The organism is Altibacter lentus (assembly GCF_000746845.1).
GTDB lineage: Bacteria > Bacteroidota > Bacteroidia > Flavobacteriales > Flavobacteriaceae > Altibacter > Altibacter lentus.
The window spans coordinates 1261755-1274006 of record NZ_KN050846.1 but is presented as its reverse complement, the minus strand read 5'-3'; the positions used below and the strand labels follow the sequence as shown (position 1 = coordinate 1274006).

At 43.2% G+C, this 12252-nt stretch carries 10 protein-coding genes; 6 read left to right on the top strand and 4 right to left on the bottom strand.

Annotation, left to right across the window (positions count from 1 at the left end; all coding sequences use genetic code 11):
- The first annotated feature begins 24 nt into the window (after positions 1-24).
- Positions 25-1686, top strand: a complete 1662-nt coding sequence (locus tag JS40_RS05995) for a S8 family peptidase (RefSeq protein ID WP_152558142.1) — start codon at positions 25-27, stop codon at positions 1684-1686.
- Position 1687: 1 nt separating this feature from the next.
- On the opposite strand, the gene JS40_RS05990 is transcribed toward JS40_RS05995, so the two are convergent.
- Together JS40_RS05990 and JS40_RS05985 are read right to left on the bottom strand one after the other, a co-directional pair.
- The gene (locus JS40_RS05990; RefSeq protein ID WP_034259118.1) at positions 1688-2371 is read right to left on the bottom strand and encodes a cell division ATP-binding protein FtsE; all 684 of its coding nucleotides are present in this window, start codon (positions 2369-2371) and stop codon (positions 1688-1690) included.
- 33 nt (positions 2372-2404) lie between these two features.
- Positions 2405-2869 (bottom strand): tail fiber protein, encoded by a 465-nt coding sequence (locus JS40_RS05985; RefSeq protein ID WP_051957509.1) that lies wholly within the window; start codon positions 2867-2869, stop codon positions 2405-2407.
- 278 nt (positions 2870-3147) lie between these two features.
- Between JS40_RS05985 and JS40_RS05980 the strand changes: the two genes are divergently transcribed.
- From JS40_RS05980 to JS40_RS05970, 3 genes are all read left to right on the top strand, one after another.
- The gene (locus JS40_RS05980; protein ID WP_034262145.1) at positions 3148-6168 is read left to right on the top strand and encodes a tetratricopeptide repeat protein; all 3021 of its coding nucleotides are present in this window, start codon (positions 3148-3150) and stop codon (positions 6166-6168) included.
- Between the two features lie 31 nt (positions 6169-6199).
- Positions 6200-7933 (top strand): TonB-dependent receptor, encoded by a 1734-nt coding sequence (locus JS40_RS05975; protein ID WP_034259117.1) that lies wholly within the window; start codon positions 6200-6202, stop codon positions 7931-7933.
- Positions 7934-8017: 84 nt separating this feature from the next.
- Positions 8018-9652 (top strand): amidohydrolase, encoded by a 1635-nt coding sequence (locus JS40_RS05970; RefSeq protein ID WP_034259116.1) that lies wholly within the window; start codon positions 8018-8020, stop codon positions 9650-9652.
- Between the two features lie 18 nt (positions 9653-9670).
- On the opposite strand, the gene JS40_RS05965 is transcribed toward JS40_RS05970, so the two are convergent.
- On the bottom strand, positions 9671-10453 hold the full coding sequence (locus JS40_RS05965) for a zinc-binding metallopeptidase (protein ID WP_034259115.1): 783 nt from the start codon (positions 10451-10453) through the stop codon (positions 9671-9673).
- 47 nt (positions 10454-10500) lie between these two features.
- On the opposite strand from JS40_RS05965, the gene JS40_RS05960 reads away from it, so the two are divergent.
- Positions 10501-11040 (top strand): DUF2059 domain-containing protein, encoded by a 540-nt coding sequence (locus JS40_RS05960; protein ID WP_034259114.1) that lies wholly within the window; start codon positions 10501-10503, stop codon positions 11038-11040.
- Here JS40_RS05960 and JS40_RS05955 read toward each other — a convergent pair.
- On the bottom strand, positions 11024-11731 hold the full coding sequence (locus tag JS40_RS05955; RefSeq protein WP_034259113.1) for a class I SAM-dependent methyltransferase: 708 nt from the start codon (positions 11729-11731) through the stop codon (positions 11024-11026). The genes JS40_RS05960 and JS40_RS05955 overlap by 17 nt on opposite strands.
- Positions 11732-11759: 28 nt before the next feature.
- Here JS40_RS05955 and JS40_RS05950 point away from each other — a divergent pair, with 28 nt between their 5' ends.
- A complete protein-coding gene (locus JS40_RS05950) occupies positions 11760-12251 on the top strand; it encodes a YkgJ family cysteine cluster protein (RefSeq protein ID WP_034259112.1) in 492 nt (163 codons plus the stop codon).
- The last annotated feature ends 1 nt before the right edge of the window (position 12252 follow it).

Here is a 12252-nt window from a genome sequence, read left to right as displayed (position 1 = left end):
TAAAGTTTTTGAAAATTAAGTACCTTGGAGTCTCTTAAATTTTTAGTCTTAAAGGAAATGTCGTGTAACCGCTTTTTACTCATGCTGCTCGCCCTGTTCGCTTCTATGTATACCGTGAACGCACAAGAAGCATCGTGGTTCTATATTGTAGCCAAAGATTCGCTTACCTCGCTTGAGTTTACCAAACAAAAGAACGAATTACGTTATACCGGAACGGATGTTCGATTATCCGGAATTTTTGACGAATTCACTATTTCGACCTTTAAGAAAACCGCTAGGAACACAAATTCATTAAATAGAGATCGCACTTTTTTTGTGATCGCCGAACCGCAAGGATTGTTGGATAGTTTGCTGATGCGTGCTTCATACCTCTTTGAAAATGGAAAGGTTATCCCAATCGAAGATCGTAAGATCTTCGAGCCTAATGACTACGGACTTACGAGTACAATAGCCCAAAACAAGGGATTGCCCGTACTTTTGGACTATTTGGATTTTTTGGGATTACCGCAAGCGTGGTATTATACAACAGGTTCCCGAAAAACAGTGATTGGGATTTCAGACGCCACAATAGACACGACCAATGCAGAATTCAAAGGAAAGATAAAAGTGTTTCGAAGTTCAATGCCTGTGAACGGTCATGGAACCGGAGTGTCTTCTATTGCAGCAGGTCAAGGGGATAATGCTTATGGGGTTCCCGGGGTTTGCTATGACTGTAGTATCTATGCGACCAATTATGGAGATTTTAGAAATTTTGCAGAATTAGAAGAGCTCTCAAAAGCTGGTGCACGCGTAATTAATTGCAGTTGGGCAGGTTCTTATTATTCTGAAAATGGAGAACAAACTATAAAGCGCATGTTCGAAAACGGAACAATTGTAGTTGCAGGGGCAGGCAACAGAGATTATTCCAAGACCAAAGGGGTGAAGCTGTATTATCCCGCCTCTTATGAGCATGTGATATCGGTTTCATCTGTTATGTACAAACACGAAACACCTATAGATAATATCAAGTACGAGAAGAACGGAAATCCCTATGCCGAAAATATCCGGGGGTATATTGGTCGTACTTTAGGTTTTCAGAATAAAAAAGAGTTCCAAGACCCTATAATCTATGATCTTGGTGTGGCTACCTTAAATGCTGAAGTAGATCTCTTGGCCCCTACAATGGGGGTATTCCGACTTCCAAAATATGCCTACGAAGATACAATAGAATATGTGGGGTCTGAAGCTACTTCAACTGCAACCCCCTTCGTATCTGGAACCATTGGATTGATGCTATCCTTGAATCCGTGTTTGCCCGTAGAAGAAATTGAACCTATTCTGAAGCTAACATCCACCAATATCGACCATATTGAAGCCAATAAACGTTTTAAAGGCTTGTATGGTGCCGGAATCCTCAATACAGGTAAAGCCATAAAATTGCTTCACGATCTCTATACTGATGATGCTATTGCCGTAATTAGTGATCAGCATTTGTCACGGTGGAAATTTCAGGTAAGGGCTTTCTCTGAAGCTGTGCACATCAAAGAACAGTCTTTTACCCAAAGTGCAAATTTTATGCTTACGGCCAAAAATAAAATAGTGGTAGGGGCAAATACCGTCTTGCGACCCGATCGTGACGGGAATATTCACTTAAAGATCGATGCTTCGCTTGAGAAGGAGTGTGATCTCGAACTTCGAGAGGACTAATTTAAACTGTTTTTTGAACCACCTCAAAGATCTGACTTTCGTCGCATTTCAAAGTTTTTGAAGGGTATTTCAACAGCAATGCGTAGTCGTGAGTGGCCATTAGAATGGTATTTCCATTCTTGTTTATCTCCTGAAGCACTTCCATGACCTCCACACTGGTCTGCGGGTCTAAATTCCCGGTGGGTTCGTCTGCTAGAATAAGCTCCGGGTCGTTCAATAAGGCCCTGGCAATCGCTACCCTTTGTTGTTCACCACCCGAAAGCTGATACGGAAACTTAAAGGCTTTTGTTTTCATTCCTACCTTGTCCAATACGTCATTGATCCTGGTTTCCATGGCTACCTTGTCTTTCCAGCCTGTTGCAGTTAGCACAAACCATAGATTATCTCGAACCGTACGGTCGTTAAGTAGCTTAAAATCTTGAAAAACGACACCCAGTTTTCTTCTTAAAAAAGGAATATCCTTCTCTTTTAATGTGGGGAGATCATAACCCACGATGGCTCCTTCCCCTTTTTGTAAAGGAAGGTCCCCATATAGGGTTTTCATAAAACTACTTTTTCCAGTACCTGTTTTACCAATGAGGTAAACGAATTCTCCTTTTTCAACTGTTACGTTTACATCAGAAAGTATAAGATTCTCTCTCTGGAAAATCGAGGCGTCCTTTAAGAACAATACAGGTTGCGACATAGTGGAATTTTTAGCAAAAATATCTAAATAAATTTAGTTACTACTGCTGGAAAGTTTTTCTTTTAATGCATCGATCTCTTTTTGTTGCTCCAACGTATAGAGTGTTAGTTCTTCTAGTTTCTGAAGCAGTAGAAGATTCATTTCCTTCAAAGACATTCCTTCTCTTTCCATCACCTCAGCACTGGGTACACCGGGAAGATGATGATGCATCTCAATGTATTGAGCGACTTCACTTAGAGAAGGAAAGGTGTAGCCGGGATGTAACAGTGAGACTCCGTTAAAATAAGTTTCAAATACATAATCCGGGGTTACGGCACCGTCGAGATCCACGAGTACTTCCTGGGTATGGATCTTTCCTTTTACCGTGAGGAGTTCGTCCGGTGTTTCGGTTCCAATACCAATATTGCCATTTTTTTCGGTGAGGTTTTTAAACGGATTTCGTTGTGCGAGCGTCGCTGTGCTTAGCAATACAACGACTATAAGAAGTATATTTTTCATGAAGTGAATGTTTGAACGAGCGATAGTGGTTTAAAAGTACAGCTTTTTTAGGAATGTTAAATCTCCTTCTTATAAAACATACTTATCACAAGATTGTTGCGTTATTAACACAATTGGAAGCTGCCGAAGAAGACGCATTTAAAAAAATAAATGATCCAACAACACACATTTTTTTCTTTGGCGCTATTGTTGATTTAAATGTTAAAAACTTGAACAGACCTTCTTTGCTGCAATGTGCGAAGCTGTATCTTTACGGAAGCAAAAAAAAACATAACAAAATGCTGAAAAACCTCACAATCTCAACCCTTTTCCTACTTTCGACCTTAACTTTTCACGCACAGCAAACTGCTGTATTCACCAACGAGTTGGTCGATTTCAACAAAGCGGTAGAACTGTACAATAACAATCAGTTTTTAGCGGCACAAAGTCTCTTTTCCAAAGTAAAGGCTGCAGCACAGGACGAAACCATTGAAGGCGACTGCGCTTACTATATTGCTAATTGTGCTGTGCGACTCAATCAACAGGATGCCGATGCGCTCATGGAGGAGTTTGTGGAGGAATATCCTACCAGCATTAAGCGAAATGATGCCTATATCAATGTGGCGAACTATTATTTCGAAAATGGGAAGTATTCGTATGCACGAAAATGGTATGACAAAGTAGACGAAGCCGGTGTCCCAAGAAGTGAACGGGATAAATTCTATTTCAATAATGGCTATGCTTACTTTCAGAATAAAAGATACAGTGAAGCAAAGAAATACTTCAACAGGGTAAGTACTTCCGAAAAATATGGCGTACAGGCCAAATACTATCTGGGCTTTATCGCTTATGAAGGCGATGATTATGAAGAGGCCAACGAACTTTTTGAAGAGGTCAAGGACGAAGAACGCTATGCCGAAGGCTTATCGTATTATCAAGCCGATATGAACTTCAAACTCGGGAAGTTCCAGAAGGCCATTGACATGGGTAAAGAACAATACGATAACTCAAACCCGCAGGAAAAAAGCGAACTTTCTAAGATCATAGGAGAAAGTTATTTCAATCTCGAACAGTATGCCGAAGCGATCCCGTACTTAAAAGAGTATAAAGGGAAACGGGGCAAATGGAACAACACAGATTATTATCAGTTAGGCTACGCCTACTACAAACAGGGCGACTATCAAAACGCCATTAACGAGTTCAATAAGATCATTGACGGTAAGAATGCCGTGGCACAAAACGCATATTACCATCTGGCAGAAAGTTATTTGAAGCTCGACCAGAAACAGCAAGCACTTAATGCGTTCAAGAATGCTTCAGAGATGGACTATTCTGAAGAGATCCGGGAAGATGCATGGCTCAATTATGCTAAGTTGAGCTATGAAATTGGTAACAGTTACAAAAGTGCTCCTCAAGTGCTTCTTTCATTTATAGAAACCTACCCAAATAACAAGAACAACGAAGCGCTCAAAGATCTACTTATCGATTCTTATATTACGTCCAAGAATTACAAAGCTGCCATGGAACTGTTGGAGAACAATAAGTCGTTCGAAAACAAACTCGCCTATCAAAAGGTAGCCTTCTTTCGCGGCACCGAATTGTACAACGAAGGAAACTATGCCGAGGCTAAGAATTTTTTCAACCTCTCCTTAAAAGAACCTCGGGATCCTGTATATACAGCAAAAGCCACATTCTGGAATGCCGAAAGCGACTACCAGCTCAATAATTTTGAAGAAGCTCTCATAGGGTATAAGCAGTTTTTGCAATTACCCGGTGCATCCAAAACTTCAGAAATGCAAAACAGCAAATACAATCTCGCGTATGCCAATTTTAAATTGAAGCAGTATCCGGAAGCGATCACCAACTTTAAGGGCTATGTAGAATCTTCCACGGCCGAGGGAGCCCGCAAGAAGGATGCATACCTGCGTTTAGGCGATAGTTATTTTGTTACCAGCCAATATTGGCCGGCTATGGAAAATTATAACGAAGCGATTCGTTTGGGAACTGCAGACGAGGACTATGCTGCCTTTCAAAAAGCGATTAGTTTTGGTTTTGTGGACCGCACACAAAGCAAGATCGACGGACTGCAGGAATTTGTTGTCAAGTACCCACGATCGGTCTATCGCGACGATGCATTGTATGAGTTGGGTAACACCTATGTGGCACAGGAAAATAATAACGCCGCCATTGCGGCTTACGACAAGCTTATAAAGGAATTGCCAAAGAGCAGTTTTGTGGCACGCGCACTTCTTAAAAAAGCATTGATATTGGACAACACCGGCAAGAGCAATGATGCCTTGGCATTGTTCAAACGAGTGGCCAAGGACTTTCCTTCGACGCCCGAAGCCTTGCAAGCTGTGGCTTCGGCAAAGATCATTTATATAGATCAAGGAAAGGTGGACGAATATGCTGCATGGGTAAGCACCTTGGATTTTGTGGAGATCGAAGATGCTGAGGTCGATGATGCTACCTATCTAGCGGCAGAGCAACCTTATCTGGAGAACAAACCCAAAGTGGCAATAACTCGCTTTGAAGGGTATCTGGAAGAGTTCCCGAATGGCCGACATGCATTACAGGCGCATTTTTATTTGGGTCAGTTGTATTTTGCTGAAAATGCTTCGGAACGAGCCATTCCGCATTATGCATTTGTAGTAGGAAAGGAGCGAAGCGAATTCACAGAGCAGGCATTGGCGCGTATTTCTGAAGCATATCTCGCAAAGAAGGACTATGAGAATGCGATTACATATCTGAAGCGTTTAGAGGTGGAAGCAGACTTTCCGCAGAATATCATCTTTGCGCAGACCAATAGCATGAAAGCCAGTTACGAGCTGAAACAATATACCGAAGCGGTGGCCTATGCAGAGAAGGTACTTCAGAATGCAAAGATCGATAATGCTATAAAGAGTGATGCTCAGGTCATTATAGCCCGTGCTGCCATGAAGACCAATAACGAATCAAAGGCACGTGCCGCCTATGCCGAAGTTGCCAAGATCGCTACCGGACAGCTTGCCGCCGAAGCACTGTACTACGATGCGTATTTTAAATATAAGGAAGGAATGTTTGAAGCTTCCAATACGGCAATTCAAAAACTCGCCAAAGAATATAGCGGTTACAAATATTTTGGTGCAAAGGGACTTGTGCTCATGGCCAAGAACTTCTATGCTCTGGATGATGCCTATCAAGCGACCTATATTCTGGAGAGCGTGATCAAGAATTTTGTAGAATTTACCGATGTAGTCGATGAGGCCAAAACCGAATTAGCGGTGATCAAAGCCGCAGAAGCAAAAACGAATGCCTCGGTAGAAACCGAAGGAAACTAAGCCCATTTCATTAACAACATACCTATTTCACATGTCAAAGAAACGCATAGCCTCACATCTTGTATTGTTCCTCATGATCTTCCCTGTTCTATTGTTCGCACAGGAAGACGATCTGGGCACCGAAGTGGTGAATATCGTAAAACCCTACACACCCACAATTTCCGATGCTTTTAAAGTGAAGGAAACACCTGTTTTAAACGACTCGGTTACCACACAGAAGAAAGAGGTCATCTATACAATTTTTTCCGTTCCGGTAGCATCTACCTTTACACCGGCTAAAGGGAAAGCTACAACGGTAGAAAAAGCGAAACCTATTAAATTGTTTGATAACTATGCAACACTTGGTTTTGGTAACTACACCAGTATCCTGGGGGAGTTATACAGTAATTTTGAAATAAGCAGGACCGACAATGCCGGCTTCTTTTTTAGGCATAATTCTTCACAGGGAGATATCGACGGAGTGCGCTTAGAGAACAAATACTACGATACGAGTCTGGACGGTAATTATACCAGCAGACAGCGGGATGCTTCCTACAATCTGGAGGCCGGCATCCAACACCAACTCTTTAATTGGTACGGCCTGCCGGAAAGTTTTGATACCGCCCCAAACGAGTTCATAGCAGCGTTCGATCCGCAGCAGACCTATTTCAGCGGGTACGTAGGCGGAAACATAAGCCTGGACGAATCTATGTTCGAAGGGCTTTCGGCGAAGGTTCGCTATTTGGGAGATGCTTATAGTTCTTCAGAATTCAATATTAGAGCACAACCGGAATTCGAATTTCCTCTTACCGATTTCACCCTTACTATTGATGGCGATGTGGATTACTTGTCGGGAAGTTTTGAACGTAATTATTTTGCGGAAATTCCCATTAATTACAGCTTCCTCAACGCCGGGATAGCTCCATCTTTGGTGTATGTCGATACAGACCTCACCCTTTCACTGGGCGTTGCTGCTTACGCGAGCTTGGATACCGAGAACAGTGACACAAATTTTTCTATCGCTCCGCTGATCAATGTGTCTTACAGGTTGGTCGATGAACTACTTATTGCCTATGGTGGTGCCGAGGGCGGTTTGGAACAAAACAGCTATTTCTCGTTCAAAGAACAAAATCCGTTTGTCTCCCCTACCTTACAAGTGATGCCCACGCAACAACTGTACAACGCCTTTGGTGGCTTGAAAGGTAAATTGTCTAACTCAGTGGGCTACAACTTACGCGCTTCCTATGGGAAGGAAAACGACAAAGCTTTGTTTGTTATGAACCCGTTAAACGATATCGCACCCACAGAAGCCTACCAGTACGGCAACTCGTTCCAGGTGGTCTATGACGATGTAAACACGCTATCGATCTTTGGAGAGCTAAAAGTAGAAATGTCCGATGTATTTACCTTGGGTATTAGCGGCGAATATCTAAGTTACACAACGACCAACGAAACTCAGCCGTGGAATTTACCGGACCTTAAAGCGACCGTTTTTTCCAATTTCAACATCACCGAAGAAATTTACGGCGGGGCTTCGCTGTTTTACGTAGGGGAACGAATGGATCGGATCATTGCCTTCAGTCCGTTGGTGGATCCTTTTCCAACAGAGGTCACACTGGACGGCTATCTGGATGCCAATGTTCATTTGGGGTATCGCGTGAACGAACGTTTGTCCATTTTTGTTAAAGGCAGTAATCTGCTAAGTGACAATTACGAGAAATGGTACAATTATCCGGTGCAGGGTATCCAAGGCTTGTTGGGAGCCACATACAAATTCGATTGGTAGGACAATCGGTACAAATAATTTATTTCTTAAAAGCATCCGTTAATATCTGGATGCTTTTTTTATTTTTACTGAAAACCCAACCGAATGAAACATTTTCTCTATGGCAGCCTGCTGCTAGTATGTATTTCTTGTGCTCCCGAAAGAATAACCGCCGATCTGCTGGTGAAGAATGCCAATATATATACCGTGAACCACGGTTTTGATACGGCCACCGCTATCGTGGTTCAGGATGGAAAAATTCTGGAAATTGGATTAAAACCCGAACTGGAACTGAAATATAATTTTAAAGAGACCTTCGACGCTAAAGGAAAGACCATTGTTCCGGGATTGATCGATGCCCATGCGCATCTCTTCGGTCTTGGACTCAACTTACAGGATGTGGATCTGGTAGATACGAAAAGTTTCGATGAGGTTGTGGCTCGTGTGGTGGCCTTTCAGAAAGAACACAACAAAACCTATATAATTGGCCGAGGCTGGGATCAAAACGACTGGGAGGTAAAGGAGTTTCCCACCAGAGAGGTGTTGGATTCCTTATTTCCGGATACGCCTGTATCGCTAAGACGGATCGATGGTCACGCCATGCTGGTGAACAACAAAGCGTTAGAACTTGCGGGGGTCACTGCTAATACCAAGGTTCCGGGCGGTGAAGTGATTGTAAAGGATGGCGCGCCCACAGGTGTATTGATCGATGGTGCGATGCAGCTGGTTAGTGCTACGTTTCCGAAGGTCACAAAAAAAGATATTGCCGAAGCCTTATTGGATGCAGAAAACTTGTGTTTGGAAATGGGTCTTACCACTGTTAACGATGCCGGTCTGTCACGAGAGGTCATTGAAACGATCGATAGTCTGCAAAAGGCCGGAACAATGCAATTACGCGTATACGCCATGGTTAGTGGCGGTACGCCATCTATGGATCACTATTTGACTGCGGGTAAGCTCAAAACCGACCGATTGAACGTGAGGTCAATTAAGATCTATGGTGACGGCGCTTTGGGTTCACGTGGTGCCGCCATGCGTGAACCGTACAGCGATCAGCCCGGACATTACGGATTGGTGATCACCAACGAAGCTCAGTTACGCACGTTAGCCGATCGAATTTCGGCGGCAGGTTTTCAAATGAATACCCATGCTATTGGAGATTCGGCAAATGTTTCGGTGTTACGTGTCTATTCTGAAGTGCTCAAAGATCAAAAGGATCCTCGCTGGAAAGTGGAACATGCACAGATCGTCACCCCTTCCGACTTCGATTATTTTTCAGAAAAGATCATTCCTTCGGTACAACCTACACACGCGACCAGCGATATGTACTGGGCCGAAGATCGCGTGGGGCCGGACCGTATCGAAGGTGCTTATGCCTATAAATCGCTCTTAGAGCGATCAGGGACCATAGCGTTAGGCACAGATTTTCCTGTTGAAAGGGTAAACCCCATGTATACCTTTTATGCTGCAGTCGCACGAAAGGATTTAACTAATTACCCCGCAGATGGCTACCGTATGGAAGAATCGCTTACCCGTGAAGAGACCTTAAAAGGAATGACACTTTGGGCGGCCTATTCAAATTTTGAAGAATCTGAGAAAGGAAGTATTGAAAAAGGAAAATTCGCAGACTTTACAGTGCTGGAGCAGGATATCATGACCATTCCGGCAGATAGTATCCCAAAAGTAAAGGTGAATGCGACTTTTATCAACGGACAAAAAGTATTTGAACGAAGCAATTAAGATCTAAAATTTCAATCGTTACTTTCCACCTTTGGCTTGAAGATCGGCGATACACAAGGGGTCTAATGCAGGTACACTGTTGCGTTGGTTAAACCGAGCTACGATCGCGCGACCATTATTACTTTCAAAATACATGAGACATTCCTCAACGACACAATGCTTAGAATTGGACGGATCCTCATGATCGGTATGGATATCGTCATTTTGAAGGTTCACCAGCCCTAAGATATGTCCTAACTCGTGTTGTATGGTTGTGGACTCTAAGGTAGCCAGATCGATGGTAGGATTGTTAAGTACCAAATCCCGTAGCGTCTTTTCGTAGATGACAATGGAAGTGTTTTGATATGCAGTACCTAAAGTTACAGTAGTTTGGGTATCGTTGGATGACGATCCGTTCGCAAAGAAAATATACACAGCCATGGTATCACCTTCTGTATAGACCGTTCGGTTTTCGTCCTCTATATCTCTAATTTCTTGAATTGTGAAAGGTGCTCCTTGAGATATATCGACATTGGTTTGCACGATGGAAATTCCACCGGGTTTGTTTAAACGAGTTTCCAAAAAGTCTTGAAGTTCGGCAATCGCCACATTGCTGGGGCGGTAAGTTTCATTGAAAGCCAATTCTACTGTAAGGGTGCTGTATATATCGTCACTTAGCAGATCCTCTGCCGAAACCCCCAAAGGTTTTCTGTTTTCAGCTTTAAAATCTTCAACAGGAGGTGTCTCATCATCGCTCTTGCAGCTCATTAAACCGAGGAACAACAACACACACAGTAGGGGGGTATAGGGTGTAAAACGCATATCTATTTTTTTGTACTTTTAGCAAACATAATCTTTAAAAGAATCCTATGAAAATCCACTCTTTGTTTTTAACGCTTTTTTGTGTGATTTGTTTTTCGGCAAATGCACAGGTGGATGATTTTCAACAGGACATTATGGATCTTTTAAACAACAATGGTACCAATCTTCAGTTTGAAGAATCGTATGATACTACGTTCAATACCCTGCAAAAGCAATTTATTTCAGCCAATGTTCCAACCGCTTTTTGGGAGCAATTGCGGCAGGATAAACAGGAAGCGATACAGGAACTTATTGCTTTTACTACCTTCGCCTATCGGAAATATTTTACCCGGCCGGAAATTCAGGAAATGACTGCTTTTTACAGCACCGAAGCTGCCCAAAAGCGATTCATTGAAAATGCTCCCCTTTCTGAAACAGAAACGGAAACAATCAACCAATTCTTTCAATCCGACGTTTGGGCAAAGCACGAGACGCAACAGCAGTCACTTTCAAAAGATCTCTCCGAAATTCGCAAACACTGGAGCCGCGATCTTTTTGCTAAAAAGATGAGTGCGCTTGTTAAGGCGGGTTTTATTCCGCAGCAGTAAGCCGGGCCAGGTAATCGTAATGGTCTCCTCTTGTTACGATCTCAAAATGTAATCCGTTCGATATGCACGCCTCTTCAAAAAGTCCTTCATCCAGATAGAGCCAGTCAAACCATTCGCTTGTCTCACCCTTATAGCTCATGGTAAACTCCAATTCGCCGTAATAATGTGTTCCCGGAACCCAAATACCACCTTCCTCTCCGGTGTCGTACATATATTGCAGATCGCTGGAATCGATAAGGATCTGCCCTCCGGGGGCCATTAGCGATTTTAAATGCTGAAGGTATTGCGATACCTGAGACAGAGTGCCGAAAATCCCAGTACCGTTCATGAGCAGTAACAGGGTGTCAAAAGTAGCTCCTTGAAACTGAAGCAGCGGTGTACACTCCGCATTTTGAACACCTCGCAGGCGGCTTACTTTCACGGCTCCTTCAGAAACATCTATGGCGGAAACCCTGTGATCTTGCTGCTGTAAATACAGCGCATGGCTCCCGGCACCGCATCCAATATCAAGGATCGTCCCTTTGGCAGCCTTTAGAGCCGCTTGTTCTATTAGCGGCATTTCGGTGTAAGACCGAAAGAGATAAGGAAGCGGTAAGGCGTCTGCCTCACTAATATTTGTTTCCGTGATAATATCTTCACTATAATTTCCGTGGTAATAATCCAATAAGGCAGCGCCTAGAACATCCTTCATACCAGAATTGTTGTATTTTTGAGCCGCTATGGAAGATATCCTGAAACAACTCCCGCAACGCGCCAAAGATACGCATAACGAGAACAAAAAGTTCTTCGTGAAACTGAAGAAAAAACCGCCCAGACAATTGGATGAGCTCATGGTAGAATTGCACGAGGAGGAGTTTCGGCGTACCGATTGCCTCACTTGTGCCAATTGCTGTAAGACCACGGGACCTTTGTTCACCAATAAGGACATTGAGCGTATTGCTAAGCATTTTAGAATGAAACCGCAGCAATTTATCGAGACCTATCTGCGACTGGACGAGGAGAATGATTATGTGTTGCAAACCGTTCCCTGTGTTTTTCTGGGAGCCGATAATTATTGCAGCATCTACGATGTACGCCCCAAGGCGTGTAGAGAATTTCCACACACCGACCGGAAGAAATTTCAGCAGATCTCCAATCTTACCTTAAAGAACGTAGCGATCTGTCCGGCGGCTTTCAATATTGTTGAAGAAATGAAGAAGCGTTTGCCTTAAA